We start from the raw sequence: 16,617 nt of genomic DNA, 5'->3' as shown, positions 1-16,617 counted from the left end.
GGTTAGTGTAACACAAACCTATCCTTCATTCAAGGTTACAGCGGCTTGCGCAGAATGTCCACTGTATGGCTGCTCGCCCCCATCAGATCCGATCTCTCACAGGTTGCAAGATGATATGCCACAAATGCCTGAAATTCCTCTTCATCCAGCGCATTCAGATACTGTCTCAGATAGTTTGCTGCTCCATCTGCGGCAATGATCTGTTCCCGCCTGAGTGCTGCTTCCTGATCCAGTTTCTCAATTTCTTCGAGCCGCACCATACTGTATAGTGGATTCCCTTTTTTCGTCGTATGATAGGTCTCATCCAGCATTCCCTCTGCCAGAGCCTCTTTGATATGACGTTCCTTAAAAGCATACGTAATTACGCTGAATTCATTCATAATATATGCTGCCAGAATGATTCCCCCCGGCTTTGTCACACGCTTTGCTTCTAAAAGCGCCTGCCTTTTTTCATCTTCCTCATGCAGATGATACATCGGACCAAATAACAGTGTCAGATCAAAGCTGTCTTCCTCAAATCTCGATAATTTCAGTGCATTTCCCTGAAAGGCTTTCACAGTACTTCCTTTTGCCTTGAGCCGTCCAAGGTTATGTTTTACAAGTTCTACTGCAGTCACATCATAGCCTTCTTCTGCAAGCGGCACACTGTAGCGTCCGGTTCCTGCCCCGATATCCAGGATTCTGATCTCACCGTTTGATCTGCCTTCGCGGATCTTCTCCAGATATTTGTGGATGTATTTCATGGAAGTGATGTATTCCACCTGTCCATGTCTGCTGTTTAAACGTTTTTCCTCGTTAAATTTGCCGTAATATTCTTCTAATTCTGTCACGGTTTCTTCCTCATTTTCTATGATTTTATTTCAGATACAGACCTGCAAGCTTCATATCCTTATCAAATGTCATCGTTAGTATGACATCGGTATTCTCATAAGACGTTCTTATTGAGATAATGGCAAATGTATGCCCCATCTGTGTAACCTGTCTGGCATTGTGCTCGCCAAATGCCACCAGTTTTCCCCAGTCTTCATTGACTCCCTGATATGCCTCTTTCAGTTTCTCATCATCCAGTGCTTTTCTTAACGTGTCATTCCCCCAGGTATTTAAAATCGTATCATAATCCTGGTTTCCCATCAGTCTGGCAATCTGTCTGGCATCCTCCAGAACCGTCACCTCATCAAATGGGCTTCCAGATGTTCCCAGCGCCTTTGTTTTCGGCACCGCATACCAGATAATGACCGCGACGAGAATTACGACCGTCAGAATTCCTGTAATGATCCGATATAAGCCGGGTTTCTTTTTTGTTTTATTGCTGCTCACCGCTTTTGCCTCTTTCTGTCTATTCTTTTTTCCCTCTGCCATTCCTTACTTCTGTTCGGCACCTGAAACGTTTCGGCATGCCTCTGCAAATGCGCGGATCTTATCCAGATTCTTTCCGATTCCATTGTCATTTTCAACACCGGAGGACACATCTACTCCATCCGGGTGTACACGTTTCACTGCCTCCGCCACATTTTCCGGGCAGAGTCCTCCTGCAAGAATCAGAAGTTTCTCATCCCTTGGAATCTGATCTATCAGGCTCCAGTCAAATGTTTTTCCGCTGCCTGCCTCCTGTGCATCAAATACATATCCGGCAATGACCGGGTCATTATGATATGTTTCGTACTGCCCCAGATCAGATACGTTAAACGCTTTCAGCACCGGAATCGTGATGACATCCGCAATTCTATCCGGAAGTCTGCCATGAATCTGGATATAATCAAATCCGGTTTTCTGAATATCCTTTATCTGCTCCAACGTAGGCGATACCACGACCGCAACGGATTTTACCGTGCTGCTCAGACTGTCAAGGACAAGTCCTGCCTGTTCCAAAGTGATATTGCGCTTGCTTTTTGGAAAAAATAATACCATTCCCGCAAAATCAACATGATTCTCATTCACATATTGTGCTTCTTGTGGTGTCATCAGACCACAGATTTTTATTTTCATATAGATTGCCTCTTTACTTTCTGATATGTGCCTCAATTCTACCACAGAACGCTTTCCTGCGTCAAAAAAGTGAAAACAGCTTTCGCCTCGTTCTCTTGCAGAAACAGGAGATTCCTTATATAATAAAATTTACCCGGTGATTTTCAATAATAAAGGAGATATTTTTCTATGAGTTTTCATACAACAAACGAACTTGAACATTTTCGATTTCAGGGAGCTTACCTCGGTGAGATTCAGCTTACCCCAGGCTCTTTTGTGCTCTATCTGGACAATGTAATCATTCTTCCGGATAACAGCACGAACCGCGATATCCGCGAGATGCGATGCAATAACCTCGAACTGCGCATCGCTGAGGGCAAACTTCTCCGCTGCATCGAAGAAGGCTATAAAGAATATGATGCCGACGGCAATCTGATGGCACAGTATGAAGATACGGTTGTCGCACCAGAATCCTACAAAGACACCTTTCAGCATTTATGCGAGACCGAAAGCATCATTTATTCTATCGAGAAAAAAGACTCGCTTTACACCATTGCCATCGATGGTGAAGAACGTACCTACACACTTGAAGTCAGTGGAACCGACAATACCGAAAGCTGGGACCGCTATCTGAACATAAGTGAATAATTGATATTTCAAGTAAAAACCCCTTAATCAGATTCGGTCATTACCTTATCCGCTTAAGGGGTACATATCTTTCTTATTCAAACGAAAGCCTGCAATCAGCGTACAGTTTCTCTTTCACTCTTATCGTTAATTCCACTGCCGACATATTCCATATCTGTTACCCTGTCATCACTGCAGGTCAAAGCCAGACTATTTAAATCCATGACAAAATTCACCAGTTTCTCCCCTTTGTAGATCAGTTCCACACGGACATTTCGATTCTCTGCAGCTTTTAAATGTTTCAGGATCTCCTCATAGGAGCCATCTTCATACATGGCTTGTTTTTTTAATGTATAAGACGCATTCAGATATTTCATGTTTCCGTCGATTGCACCATACATCTCCAGTGTAACAAATCCAGCTTCCATCTCTTCTGCATTCTCGATCAATACAAATGGCAGATTTATTTCTTTCCTTGTCTTTTTTGAAAATAATCCCATTTTATCCCTCTTTCCATAAACCTGACTACTTCTGCATCGCTGCGATCAGCTCGCCCATCTGATCGGATAAGGTTCTTGCTGTCTCATAGTCCCGCTTTCCAAGAGCCTGATAAATGCGCACTTCCGTCTCTTTTTTCTTCTTTTCCAGTTCCAGATAATCCTTGTCGAAGTGATCTGCATAGATCATCTTACGGAATTTACGCGCACTGACTCTGCGCACCGTCTTATCCTCTACGTACAGCACATAATCCACACAGTTTGCAATGGTGTAAAAATCATGGGAAACCATAAGAACTGCACCATTGTAGCCAAGAATTGCCTCCTCAAGTGATTCCTGTGCATAAATGTCAAGATGGCTGGTCGGCTCATCCAGAAGCAGCAGGCTTGCGTTGCCTCTCGATAAAACAGCAAGCTGCAAGAGATTTTTCTCTCCTCCGGACAAAGAATCAATCCGCTGTTCTAACATATCTTCTGCAAAGCCATATGGGGAAAGGTATTCCAGTACTTCCTTTTTCGTCTCAAGTCCGGTCGCATCCATGATCTCAAGTACCGTCTGGGATTCATCCATGGTCTCGCCCTGCATCTGAGACAGATATGCGACTTCCGCTTCCGGCGCGATCCAGATTGAATCATTGCCTCCATGCATGATCTCCCTGAGAAGTGTTGTCTTTCCGGTTCCATTGCTTCCTACGATCGCAACCTTGTCTTTGGGTCCGATTTCAAAGGAAACATGCTCTAACAGCTGTTCGTCAAAACTCACACTGTAATCTTCTACTTTTAAGACCACATCTTCCTTTTCTTCCTCCACAAGGTCCGTGTGAAGATTAATCTGTGGATGTGGTACTTCAATAAATGGCGATCTGGTCTTTCTCGCCTGTAAACGTTCCAGAAGTGAAACTCTCGCATGAAGTGCTCTTCCTCTTGCCGCACTTACGATCAGTGTTGCCTGTTTTCTGAGTCTCTCTACAATCTTCTGATTACGTTCGATTTCTGCAAGGTCGGACGCAGCAAGTTCCATCTGCTCGATCTTTGTCTGAAGCATCAGATAATGATAGTCAACATAACTTCCATCAAATTCCTGAAGTTCGGTATTCTCCAGATGAAGGACTTTGTCAAAGCAGTGGTTTAAAAGATAGCGGTTATGTGTGACTACAAGAAGCGTTCCCTTATGCTGATTGATCAGATTTCTCAGTGCATTGACATTCTCAAAATCCAAAAACGCATCCGGCTCATCCATAATTAACAGTGCCGGACCGGTCAGCATCTCGCGTATCATGGAGATCAGCTTGTATTCACCGCCGCTTAGCTCCGATGTTTTAAGCTGTGCAGCCTTCTCAAGGCCTGCAAGTTTCAGCTGTTTTTTGATGTTGACCTCATAGTGATCTCCGTCCATTGCATTAAATACATCCCATTCGGTCTGATACTGTTCAAACAGCTCATCCATATTCTCTCCGTGTTCCATTTCCGCACAGATCTGGTTAATTTTCTCCTGCTGTCTGACAAACGGTTCACTGATATAATCAAAAACCGTCTGATCGCTGTTTTCATTTTTCCCCGGGAACTGACTGACATATCCAATGCGGCTTCCAGGCTCGATCTCAATCTTTCCTTCATATAAATATTCCTGTGGTTCAAGAAGCATCTGAAGCAGCGTGCTCTTTCCGGTTCCATTGGTTCCGATCAGCACACAGTGCTGCCCGTCCTCCACGGTAAATGATATTTTATTGTATAAATCCTTCTGGGGAAATCCATACGATAACTCAGTAACTTTTAACATATTCTGCCCTTTCTGTATCCTGTCCGGTCATTACCGGACGCATATCTCTATTATTATATGGGATTTTTCTGTGGTTCACAAGAATAGGATTGTTGGAAAATCCAATTTATGGTACACTTAGAATAATATTTCATCATGATACGAGAGGACAGACAAATGAGTAAAGGAATTGCAGGAAAAAATACATGGGCGCTTGCCCTTTTAATTTTGATCGGTGTTGTGATCGGAGGACTGATCGGACAACTGGCATCCGGTGTTCCGGCGCTGGCATGGCTGAATTACGGACAGACGTTCGGACTTACTTCGCCTGTGGTTCTGGATCTTGGTATCCTTGTGATCACTTTTGCATTAACGATCAACATCACCATTGCCGGAATCCTTGGAGTCGTTGTAGCAATCATCATCTACCGTTTTTTATAATGAAAATCCCGGGCAGCTTTGTAACTGCCCGGGATTTTCATTGATTCCTGATCTATTTCTTTCCAAAATGGAAAAATCCTTTTTTCTTCTCGTATGGTTCACTCTCATAAGAAACCAGTTCATATCCGATCTCTTTGATCTGTTTCTTCGCCCAGGGAATGTCGATCGGTTCTTCACTGATGATCACCGTCTCGCCATCCGAAGCGGAAGAATTCACTTTGTCCACCTTGAAATTCTTGCGGATCAGATCATTCATATGAGACTCACACATGCCACACATCATGCCGTTAATTTTTAATACTGTCTTTATCATTGCAATTCCTCCTGTATCCATACATTCGAACAACCTCACATTATACCCCCAAGGGGTATAAGTCAATCATTGAAACTGCTAATGATATTTTTTCTCATTTTAAAGATTGCTAGTTATTCTTTATGTGCCGCGAGCCAGCGCACAGCACAATTGGCCAGACAGGCTGACCCGATCGGGCACACATCCTCATTGAATTGTACCTTTGGATGATGCGCCGGATAGGTTCCTCTCTCATCCTGATAACCGGCAGAAAGATACATAAACGTACTTGGTACTTTCTCAGCGATCACTGCAAAGTCCTCTGATGCACTCGCAGAAACGTCAGGATATGGGGTAAGTCCTGGGATATTCATTTCATTCATATAGCCGACGATCTCGTCCGTCATCTTTGGATCACAGATGAGCGGCGGTACTTCCGAGATCATCTCGATCTGCGCCGTTCCTTTATATACTTCCGCCGTTTTCTCAGCGACTTCCTTCATTCTGCGCACAAGGAGTTCTCTTGCCTCTTTATGATTTGTTCGTATCGTTCCCTGAAGTACTGCGGTGTCCGGAATGATATTTGCCGCCGTTCCAGCCTGAAACTGCCCGATTGTGAGAACACACGCATGCGCCGGATCACTTTCTCTTGCAATCAGTTCCTGCAATGCGAGATGGATGTGCACTCCGATATTGATTGGATCTACTCCGACATGTGGATACGCACCATGTGATCCCTTTCCGGTAATCGTGATCTTAAATCCGTCCACCGAATACATCATCGTATCTTTATCATTGTACATATAAAGCCCTACTGGCATCTTTCCCGGCGAAACATGATATGCAAGCGCTGCATCAACCTTTGGATTGTCCAATATGCCATGTTCGATCATATTCTTACTTCCCTCAAAGGTCTCCTCCGCAGGCTGAAACATAAATTTAACCGTTCCTTCGAGCATATCCTCATTCTCTTTTAACATCTTTGCTGCAGTCAGAAGCATTGCCGCATGAAAATCATGTCCACACGCATGATCCGCTGCTCCTGTCGGACATGCAAAGCTCTCTCCACTTTGCTCCGGCATTGGAAGCGCATCCATATCCGCCCTAAGAAGCAGTACTTTTCCACCTTTTCCAAGCATTGCGGTTACTCCGTCCCCGCATTCTTCCGGTTCTAATCCGTATTTCTTCAGCCTGTCCATGACAAATGCCTTTGTCTTTGGCAGTTTTAAGCCTGTCTCCGCATTCTTATGAATATACCGGCGGTTCTCAATGGTCTCTTCTTTTAATTCCACCGCTCTCTTATAAAAATCCATATGATTCCTCCTAATCCGGCATTTTATGCCTCTGTTACCTTCAATTTGCCTCATTTTATGTATTCTCATACGAAAAAATGATCTATTTTTGCTTATTTCCAGAAATCCTCTGATTGTCTCATAATTTCTTCCGTCGGTGTAATAGTCGCCTCATAAATAGATATCCCTGTTTTTTTCAGAAAATGCCTAATCAGCGCATATCCACAGGCATAACCGCCACAGTATGGCATACCAATGTAAAGCCTCCATATAATTTTTCATGTTCGAACATAGCTCATCATATACTATGACGTAACGTGAGAGCCAAAAAAAATCGGGAACGAGTGAATACCCATTCCCTACAAAAATTTAATTTTTTTATCGTGTGATTATATTAACATGATTCATTCATATAGTCAATAACTTTTTTCACAAATGTGTAGGCCGTTTTTATACATTCATTTTTTTCAAAATACTCTCTATTTTTTATTACACGACCATCTATAAATTCCTGTATTTGCCTAAATCTTTTCTCTTTTACAATATTTACGTTGATAAATTCATTATAAACATAAAGCAACGAAATAAAATCATACAAAAATTTGTTACTCAATTTATTTGTTCTCATAGATGTACCTATTCCATCTATATTTGAAACAAATTTAATAATTTTTACAGACGGCTTGTTTGTTCCTTTTTGCAATTTGTTTATCAAACAATTACTATGAGCAGTTGCATTTCTCAAATCTCTGATAGAATACAACAATTCGCTATCCTTCAAACGTCCTGAATATCTCTCGGAATAATATTCATATAGTTTTACCATATCACCAAAAGATATTAATTCCACAAACACCCATGCTGGAAAATACGGATAATACTTTTCAATCAATTCTCGACAATATTCACTAGATTTATGTTTCTGTATGTTTTGACAACTTCTGTCATATTTTGTAATAAATCTTCTAATAATATCATAACCATCTTCTTGCGGATTATCCTCTATATCTTTTAACAATCTAGTTTTTAAAGCATGTTCAACATCAAGGCACATTTGCAATATTAAATACCGTAAATGCATATCGATTGTTGACAATTCCTGCAAGTAGGCAAAATCAAGATTTATATACTCACCATTACTTTCGCGTTTGTCATAATTTGCCCTATAGGAAGCCAACTTCATATAGTAATTATTATTTTGGAGAAATATTTTTGCGTCTTCTTCCTTTACTATATTAAATTTTATTCCTTTTATTTTCATATGTGATATTAATTCATCACTCGTTTTAAGCAATTTCATATAACATCCTCTTTACTCCTTTTTTACTATTATGCAGCATTAATTTTGACAATAAAAGACATTTTTCTTTATGTCACACTGGATTCAAATAGTAATCAGAGGATTATAGCAAATGTATGAAACAACTTGTAAGTTATGCGTTAGTTACGTGTTAGCTGCCGATACAATTTCGCGACAATCAATACGATTTCAACAAGCCCTGTAGTATAAAAAACCCTTGAAAAACTGGATTTTCAAGGGTTTTACAAATTTCTTCAATTTGATTTTTATTATCGTTTTGAGAGCGAGAAAAGCCCTGAAACAAGGGATTTGTTGGTAGCAGTGTTGCATATGTGTTTTATGTTGAGGACTGCCCACAACTTCCTTTAGCTTCCATATATTTCAAATCTATTTGTCAATTTCACTTTTAATTGTTTCCTTCAAATTATTTTTATTGCATACTAACCATTTTACTGTTATCATTAATTTGGTGCTACCCTATTCGGTAGGCGGTTAGTTCTTCAGCAGAGGGACTGTGCCCCTCTGATTACATAGAAATCATCTTGTATGAAATCTTTCAAAGGAGGGATGCCAATGTTGACTCTTGAAAGTCTCATTGCAGTTTTAAGTTTTGGCTTAACCTGCTTTGGACTTGGATATACACTCGGTAATAAATCACGAAAAAAATAATCGCCCCCGGTCTGGTAAACTGAGGCGATTATTTTAATCAATTCATAAACTGGACTAACCGTCTATCGGTAGCACCTTTTATGAGATAATAATAACATCATTAACAAAACATGTCAAAAGAATTTTCATACATTATTTAAGTTTTTTTCTTTTGTCATTCAATTCTGCCAATGCTACAATTGACAAAAGGAAAAGTGCTGTCCAAAGTGTTGGATTGCATTCATCACCTGTTTCCGGTTTATTCTTCTTTGTTTCAGTCTCTGTTTCCGATTTAGGTTTCTTTGCTTCAGCCTCTGCCCCCTGATCATTATCGGTCTGGGGCTCGTTTTCGGCAGAAGCGGATTTCTGAAACCGAGCATAATAAGTAGCCTCCCCTGTGGTGGTGTAGCTGATAGTATTTCCATTGTTGATCAAAATATCTTCATCAACCTTTTTACCTTCTGCATCATACCAGCCTACGAATTTGTGTCCCTTCCCTGCTGTTGCGGTGGAACTGGCTGTTGCTCCCACTACATCCGTATGCGTATAGCAGTCAAGAGTTGCTATACTGTCATCCGTGGTAACCTTCCAGTTATCTCCATCCTTTACTTGACGGATGTAGGTCTGGGTCACGGTTTCGGCTGCTTTGATTTTCTGAAACCGGGCATAATATGTAGCATTCCCAGTTGTGGTATAACTCAGGGTTGTTCCATTGTTGCTTATCATATCACCCGCAACCGGATTTCCTGATACATCATACCAGCCCACGAATTCATAACCTTCTTTCGCTGTTGCAGTGGAACTGGCTGTTGCTCCCACTACATCCGTATGCGTATAATAGTCAAGGGTTGCTATTGTGTCATCCATGGTATTTCCCCAGTTATCTCCATCCTTTACTTGACGGATGTAGGTCTGGGTCACGTTTTCGGCAGATACGACTTTCTTAAACCGGGCATAATATGTTGCGCTCACAGTTGCTGTGTAGCTTAGGATGTTACTGGTTGCCCCCAGCATGGATTCTGCCACTGCATTTCCACTTTCGTCATACCAGCCCACAAACTCATAGCCTGTTCCTGCCGTCGCTGTGGAACCGGCTGTGCTTCCATACTCAACTATTAAGCTTTCAGGAGCGACAGTTCCGACGTTGGTATCGCTGGTAGCTTCCCATGTTTCCCCATTCTTTACCTGTCTCTTATAAGTCTGGGTTACCTTGACTTTCTGGAATCGTGCGATATATGTAGCATCTCCCGTTGCTGTATAACTCAGGCTGGTTCCTGTTGTTGCCGTTTCTGCTACACCGGTTGTTTCCACTTTATACCAACCCACAAACTCATAGCCTGTTCCTGCCGTCGCTGTAGCTCCAGTTTCACTTCCATACTCTGTAGTATGGGTGTAGCGGCTTAAAGTTCCGACAGTGTCGTCATCCGTATCATTCCATGTTTCCCCATTCTTAACCTGTCTCTTATAGGTCTGGGTTACCTTGACTTTCTGGAATCGTGCGATATATGTAGCATCTCCCGTTGTTGTATAGCTGATGGTTCTTCCATCACTACTTAACCCGACAGTTACCTTATTTCCTGTGGAATCATACCAGCCCACAAACTCATAGCCTGTTCCTGCTGTCGCTGTGGAAGTAGCAGTTGCTCCCACTACATCCGTATGGGTATAATTGGTCAGCATTCCTACTTTATTATCTGTGGTTTTTATCCATGTACTTCCCTCTAATATCTGACGGTCAAAGGTCTGGGTTACTGTTTTTTCAAATCTTGCAATATAAGTGGCATTTCCGGTTGTTGTATAACTGATGGTTTTTCCATCACTACTTAATCCTGTTGTCACCTTATTTTCTGTGGAATCATACCAACCAACGAATTTATAGCCTTCTCCTGCTGTCGCAGTAACACTAATGTCCTTTCCTGCTACATCAACATAAGAATAACGGTCCAGGTTTCCTGCGTCATCATTATTTTCGCCCTGAATCCCTTTCCAGTTATCCCCATCCTTTACCTGGCGCTTATAGGTCTGGGTTACTGTTCCAGAAAATCTTGCATAGTAAGTGCCAACATTTTCTTTCATTTCGGTAAAACTGTAGGTTGCATGCGTCGTAATCAAATTTGCATCACTGCCGGTACCATCATACCAGCCCTCAAATACATAACCCTTTTTTGCCGTTGCCTTGGCAGTTACAATTTCATCCGTTTCGGCAAAATAAGCTTTTCCACCTTTTCCACCGTTTTCATTATATGCATCCACATAATTGGCATTCGTATTTGGTACACTGGTGATCTCAACCGTTCCACCTTTATCAGAATTGGTATATTCTTCACCACTATTTATTTGCGGAAGAAATGCCTGCCGCCACCGCCACTGGGCAACCATAGTAAGACCTTTGTGGATATTGGCATAACTAAGTGTTGCACTCGAATCATTTGTGGTCCATTTTATATATGTTGAGTCATTAGTCTCCTTCTTCAGGTCAGACTCATCAATTTTCTTATCCCATATTTGAAAATACTGTTCCTTCTTCGTACTTTCTCCACTAAAATCACAAGCAATGGTATGCTCTGCCGGAAGCAGTAATGAACCTAGTTTATCAGCATTTACCTTAACCGTATCCTGCGGTATATCACTCACTGTATCACCGGTCAATAACCATCCCATAAATTTCCAGCCATCATTTTTACCTTCTGCTGCCTGGGATACATAGGGAGAAATATATATAAATTCATTTTCCTTACCCGTTTTAGGAACCGGCTTGAAGCTGTATACATTACAAGCTTCATCCGTATTATAAGTCCTTTCAACAGTATAGACACTTCCCCCATTCGGGTCATAAGTCACTGTAGGACTCTTGATAAAGACAAAATGCAAATCTGTTGCCGTAGTGATATTATCCAGATAATAGGTATAAATGATATCTCCGCCATCGTTAGTATATTTTATCCATTTATTCTTCTTTTCTTCATTTGTCAAATTATCCTGATAATCAATCTCATTTCCATCTTTTTTCAAAAATGTAGTTCCCAAATTTCCCGATGTATCCTGTACCGTATAATATAATCCGACAAATTCACATCCTTCATCAGCATCCTTTTTCTTAATAACCGCCTGGACCTTCAAGGGTTCCCCATCCACGGCATAGGTAATCAGATGATTGTCCACTGTAATCTGGTGTCCTGAACTTATAGCCGATTCGCCTGATGTTGCTCCAGTGCTGTCACTAACCACACCGCTTCCGTGAAGTGTCGAACTTCCTGACAATGGATGAAATATCTTAAAATTAATATTGTCTAGGAAATTTCCAAAAGTCTTTTGTGTACTATGAGTACCTGATGCATCCTTAACACCTCCAACAGACACAAATCCAAATATAGTTTCTGTCTGATCAGCAGGTACAGTATAGAAATAATCTCCACTCAGGTTTCCCCCTGTACTACTGTTATCGGGATCATTGGCACCATATTTGCCCCATGGATTCGTACCATTTGAGGTATTTCTGTCTGCTATAATCCAGATTTGCCATTCTTCCGTATAGATGGCGCTTGGTTTCAGACTGAAAGCATTATTTCCGGAATTATTTGCAAAGGTACCATTTGCAGCAAATTTCTTACTGTAAACTGTAAGATGTTTCTCTATACCTTCAGATGCCTTTACAGACGTCTTTCCCTCGGCAATCAGCCAGTCTACCATCTGCATCAACTGATCCCGTCCGCCTTTATCCGGTTTTCCATCGTTATTCGTATCCTGTTTTGATGGATCCACAGTCTGTTTTGGTCCGATTACCAATGCCATGGTATCCGCATAATTACGGGCACCATGATCCAATCCCCATTCATAGATACTGGCGGGAGTTGTAGCAACATTTTGATACAATGTACTCTCTTCTTCAGCATTTAACTCTGCCGCAATAGTACCTGCTGAAGGTATTAATTTCACACCATTTATATAAGTACCCGTATTTTCTTTAAATAATTCTATTTTTCCATCAGTGGCTGTTGTGTTCCATGCTGTAACCTTTTCTTGGGTTGGTGATGCGTAACAGCCCTTAAACGTAACACCGTCAGCAATATTTTCAAAGCTACCGTTTAACAGCATTTTATTATTTGCATCGGTTGCCTCTTCTGCATTTGCTACATGAAGACTCATACCGGTAACAAAACACAGCTCCAGTATAAGTGCGAATAATATAATCAAAAAATGATTTTGTTTATGTTTTCTTTTGTACCACATAGTTTTGCCTTTCCCATTTACATCTATCAAGCATAAATACTGTTCAAAAGAATTACCTTAGTTTTTCCTCAGTATATGGCTTTCACAGACATAACGGATATTTCTACATTTGTCACAAATCAGTCTACACTCGGTAGCATATTATCACACCCGCCCTTACAAAAACCTTACACTTTGGGTTTTTACTAATATTTTACAATTTTTACTTTATCTTCAAATGTCCAAAACGTAAAAACAACACAATACAGATAGCTCCTACTACCTATATTGTGTTGCTCATATTGTCATAGTTTTTTCATATTTTAATTATTTTTCGCTGCCGGTATCCTTTTCCCATTGGATTTTCTGCTCCGCAAGCTGGGCATTCCGTTCCTCTGCCCAGCTAAATCTTTTTAAATATGCCCCATGATAATCCGCAATCGCATCTTTCTTTCCCGATAATATCCGGTACAGGTCACATTCCACCTGATCCGTACGAAGATATTTCGTTTTTCCGTCTGTTCCGATAATATTGTCAATCCCCACTTCCTTAAGCTTATCCTTAAGCCTCGACATGGTAACCCAGTAAATGCTGTCTCCTACGGTCTTATCCGGCCACAGACAGGCAATCGCCTCTCCTCCGGTAATTCCCACGTCTCCTCTGTCAACCAGCAGTGCAAACAACTCCTCCTGCTTTGTGTGCCCCAAATGCAGTGGACTGCCATTTACCGTCACAAGCAAATCCGGCATGGTCTGTATTTCTATCTTCTTCTTTGGTCGTGAACCAATATAAGAGGCCTTCTCCAGTTCCTTCTCTACATCCTCCCTGAAATAAGGCTTTAGAAGATAGCCAATAGCATCTACCCCAAAAGCCTCCAACGCATACTGCTCATATGCAGTCACAAAGACAATACGGATATTCCGGTCTATGCCTTTCAACCTCTTCGCCAGTTCAATACCATTGATTCCCGGCATCTGAATATCTAAAAAAGCCACCTCCACAGGATGATCCTGTGCCCATTTCAAAGCTTCCTCGCTTTTACGGAACAGGTTTAGTTCCTCCACCATGGATAACCCTTCAACCGTCATGCGGAAATTATCCAACAATGCGGTCTCATCATCTACATATATTACTTTCATTCCGCCTCCATTAGTATTTTTATAGTTACTTTCGTCCCCTCCCCGGGAGTACTGTCAATAGCAAGGCTTCCGCCTGCCATGTTCTCCAGACGGTATCGGACATTTCGGATACCTACGCACTCCTTGGATTTTATCTCCTGTGGAACGAATCCTACACCGTCATCCACAATCGTTATCACAACCATCTCTCCTTCCCGCTCTGTCCGGAGTATCACCATTCCGCTGCGGTCTTGTTCCAACAGCCCATGTTTGATGGCATTCTCCACAAGTGGCTGCACGGTAAGAGGCGGAATCCTGAAATTCATTTCCTCTATGTCCTTAGAAAACAGAATCTTGTCAGGGAAACGCATCTGCTCCAACGCAACATAATCCTCCAACTGCTCCAGCTCTGCTGAAAAATCAATCATACCTTCTTCCTCAATGATTTTTATATTCTTTCGCAGATATCTGGAAAAACGAATCAACGCTTCATCCGCCTTTTTTGCATCAGACTTGCAAAAACCGCTGATTGTGGTCAGAACATTGAAAATGAAGTGTGTACGTATCTGACTCATCATAACGGCGATACGCCGTTCCGTCAGCTTCCGCTCCGTCTCAGCCAGTTCCTTCTCCTGATTGGCAAGCTGTCTTTCCTGCTCTGAAATCCTTATCTCCTGTTCACTGTAATTATACATAGTAGCAATACCTAAAAATACAATATAAAACAAAAACGCCATCAGCGAAAATAGTAGTCCGGAAGAATTACCCTTAATATAAAAAGCTGCCACATCTGCCAGCACCCCTGCCACAAACAGATAGGAAAGTCTTCTGGCTGCCGGTATTTCCTTCTTCCGCGGATACTTTTTCCGTTCCTGCACTGCAATACCAATCATTATGACGGCATCTATTCCAATCAGGATATGTGTAAGCACTAGCATTTCCCGAAAATCTAGAATGCCGCAGATTTGTAACAAAACCTGAACAAGACATGCAAGTGCATCCACAATGCAGCAGACATCCAGCACCTGCCGCCCTTCCTTCTCAAAATATTCCCCAAACCATTTCATCAGAGGTATCATCCCCAGCATTAACATACAGATAGACACATAGAAGAGAAAGACAGGTTTCTCCGGCAGGATAAAAGGGGTGAACCTTGTATCCGTCAGCCTCCACAAACCTATCATTGTAGAAAACAACCCTAAAGAAATCAGGCTCTTACCCCGTCCCTTTTCAACTACATTGTAAGTTGCCACGCAGAGAAAAACAATTCCCACAAATATCGCCATGATACCAAGAATAATCTGCGGCAAATCCAATGCCAGGCGATAACGGTAAATGGCAAGTGATGAACCAAAAAGGAACTCAACCTGCCTGTCCCGGAAGCTTTCATAGACTGGAGTAATCTCCACACGAATTTCTTTTCCAGCATCCTCCCTGTAAAGTGGTATCATAACCCAGTTGCTGCCGGCTGTTTTGATGGTACTTCGTTCCTCCACAGGTTCCATCCGGAAAACACACTCTCCCTCCAGATACACCTCCACATTCTGATGCACGGTATAAAACGCAAGGCTTGCATCGTGATCACTCCTCTGGTCCAGGAAAAACACATATTCCTTTTTGATACCTATAGGTGCTTCGGCATCCTCAATCTCCTGGCAGGCCACCTCCTCCAGCACCTCATAACTACAATCCTCTCTGCTCTGATAAACCTCAATATTATCCGTTACTCCCAGCCACAACAAAAAGCCTGCCATTGTAATCCCCGCTGCTATCGACAGCAAAACGGAAATTTTTGACAAGCTATCACTTTGTTTTGAATTATAATGACTTGCTAAATTCGGCATGGTTTTTTTCCTCTTCTGTAAAAGGTGGATTTGGATTTATCTTGTTTCCATGATACCACTCCTTTATCGTCTCATTTTATGATATCGTTTATTGTATCATTTAACAACTCATTTTATTCGTTCGTCTATGATTTTCCCACGTTATCTGCGAACACAAGAAGAACATCGATTCCGCTTCGCTTCATCTCGGTCATTCTTGCGTTCCTATGTATTGCATATGTGTTTTATGTTGAGAACTGCCCACAACTTCCTTTAGCTTCCGTATATTTCAAATCCTATTTGTCAATTTCACTTTTAATTGTTTTCTTCAAATTATTTTTATTGCATACTAACCATTTTACTGTTACCATTAATTTGGTACTACACTATTCGGTAAGCGGTTAGTCCTTCAGCAGAGGGACTGTGACCCTCTGATTACATAGAAATCATCTTGTATGAAATCTTTCAAAGGAGGGATGCCAATGTTGACTCTTGAAAGTCTCATTGCAGTTTTAAGTTTTGGCTTAACCTGCTTTGGACTTGGATATACACTCGGTAATAAATCACGAAAAAAAATAATCGCCACCGGTCTGGTAAACTGAGGCGATTATTTTAATCAATTCATAAACTGGACTAACCGTCTAT

14 protein-coding genes are annotated in these 16,617 nt (G+C 41.6%); 2 read left to right on the top strand and 12 right to left on the bottom strand.

The features are described 5' to 3' along the window. Positions 1 to 35: 35 nt before the first annotated feature. Genes FYJ75_RS11020 through FYJ75_RS11010 form a run of 3 tightly spaced genes read right to left on the bottom strand, consistent with a single transcriptional unit; the run spans position 36 to position 1,986 of the window. Positions 36 to 830, bottom strand: a complete 795-nt coding sequence (locus FYJ75_RS11020; RefSeq protein WP_328596929.1) for a methyltransferase domain-containing protein — start codon at positions 828 to 830, stop codon at positions 36 to 38. Positions 831 to 855: 25 nt separating this feature from the next. After that, positions 856 to 1,359 (bottom strand): DUF3887 domain-containing protein, encoded by a 504-nt coding sequence (locus tag FYJ75_RS11015; RefSeq protein ID WP_154430503.1) that lies wholly within the window; start codon positions 1,357 to 1,359, stop codon positions 856 to 858. 3 nt (positions 1,360 to 1,362) lie between these two features. Next, positions 1,363 to 1,986 (bottom strand): phosphoribosylanthranilate isomerase, encoded by a 624-nt coding sequence (locus FYJ75_RS11010; protein ID WP_154430502.1) that lies wholly within the window; start codon positions 1,984 to 1,986, stop codon positions 1,363 to 1,365. A gap of 168 nt (positions 1,987 to 2,154) precedes the next feature. Here FYJ75_RS11010 and FYJ75_RS11005 point away from each other — a divergent pair, with 168 nt between their 5' ends. Continuing rightward, complete coding sequence (locus FYJ75_RS11005; protein WP_154430501.1) at positions 2,155 to 2,613, top strand: subtilin biosynthesis sensor protein SpaK; 459 nt, start codon at positions 2,155 to 2,157, stop codon at positions 2,611 to 2,613. A gap of 95 nt (positions 2,614 to 2,708) precedes the next feature. On the opposite strand, the gene FYJ75_RS11000 is transcribed toward FYJ75_RS11005, so the two are convergent. Beyond that, complete coding sequence (locus tag FYJ75_RS11000; RefSeq protein WP_154430500.1) at positions 2,709 to 3,092, bottom strand: hypothetical protein; 384 nt, start codon at positions 3,090 to 3,092, stop codon at positions 2,709 to 2,711. Between the two features lie 25 nt (positions 3,093 to 3,117). Further along, a complete protein-coding gene (locus tag FYJ75_RS10995) occupies positions 3,118 to 4,869 on the bottom strand; it encodes an ABC-F family ATP-binding cassette domain-containing protein (RefSeq protein WP_154430499.1) in 1,752 nt (583 codons plus the stop codon). A gap of 156 nt (positions 4,870 to 5,025) precedes the next feature. Between FYJ75_RS10995 and FYJ75_RS10990 the strand changes: the two genes are divergently transcribed. Then, positions 5,026 to 5,289 (top strand): DUF4321 domain-containing protein, encoded by a 264-nt coding sequence (locus FYJ75_RS10990; protein WP_154430498.1) that lies wholly within the window; start codon positions 5,026 to 5,028, stop codon positions 5,287 to 5,289. A gap of 52 nt (positions 5,290 to 5,341) precedes the next feature. Here FYJ75_RS10990 and FYJ75_RS10985 read toward each other — a convergent pair whose 3' ends face one another. The 7 genes from FYJ75_RS10985 to FYJ75_RS10955 form a co-directional block, all read right to left on the bottom strand. Continuing rightward, on the bottom strand, positions 5,342 to 5,602 hold the full coding sequence (locus FYJ75_RS10985) for a heavy-metal-associated domain-containing protein (protein WP_154430497.1): 261 nt from the start codon (positions 5,600 to 5,602) through the stop codon (positions 5,342 to 5,344). A gap of 113 nt (positions 5,603 to 5,715) precedes the next feature. Continuing rightward, the gene (locus FYJ75_RS10980) at positions 5,716 to 6,894 is read right to left on the bottom strand and encodes a M20 family metallopeptidase (protein ID WP_154430496.1); all 1,179 of its coding nucleotides are present in this window, start codon (positions 6,892 to 6,894) and stop codon (positions 5,716 to 5,718) included. 92 nt (positions 6,895 to 6,986) lie between these two features. Continuing rightward, entirely contained in the window at positions 6,987 to 7,124 is a 138-nt protein-coding gene (locus tag FYJ75_RS14895) for a DUF2268 domain-containing putative Zn-dependent protease (RefSeq protein ID WP_154430495.1), read from the bottom strand. A 143-nt stretch (positions 7,125 to 7,267) separates the two neighbouring features. Continuing rightward, a complete protein-coding gene (locus FYJ75_RS10970) occupies positions 7,268 to 8,173 on the bottom strand; it encodes an Abi family protein (RefSeq protein ID WP_154430494.1) in 906 nt (301 codons plus the stop codon). 801 nt (positions 8,174 to 8,974) lie between these two features. Further along, entirely contained in the window at positions 8,975 to 13,051 is a 4,077-nt protein-coding gene (locus FYJ75_RS10965; protein WP_154430493.1) for an InlB B-repeat-containing protein, read from the bottom strand. Between the two features lie 306 nt (positions 13,052 to 13,357). Continuing rightward, complete coding sequence (locus FYJ75_RS10960; protein WP_154430492.1) at positions 13,358 to 14,170, bottom strand: response regulator; 813 nt, start codon at positions 14,168 to 14,170, stop codon at positions 13,358 to 13,360. Next, positions 14,167 to 15,993 carry a sensor histidine kinase gene (locus FYJ75_RS10955; RefSeq protein WP_154430491.1) on the bottom strand — a complete coding sequence of 609 codons (1,827 nt, stop codon included), beginning with the start codon at positions 15,991 to 15,993 and terminating at the stop codon, positions 14,167 to 14,169. The genes FYJ75_RS10960 and FYJ75_RS10955 overlap by 4 nt, the downstream gene beginning before the upstream one ends. Positions 15,994 to 16,617: the final 624 nt, after the last annotated feature.

Source organism: Roseburia porci, assembly GCF_009695765.1.
GTDB lineage: Bacteria > Bacillota > Clostridia > Lachnospirales > Lachnospiraceae > Roseburia > Roseburia porci.
This window is presented reverse-complemented; position numbering and strand designations above follow the sequence as displayed.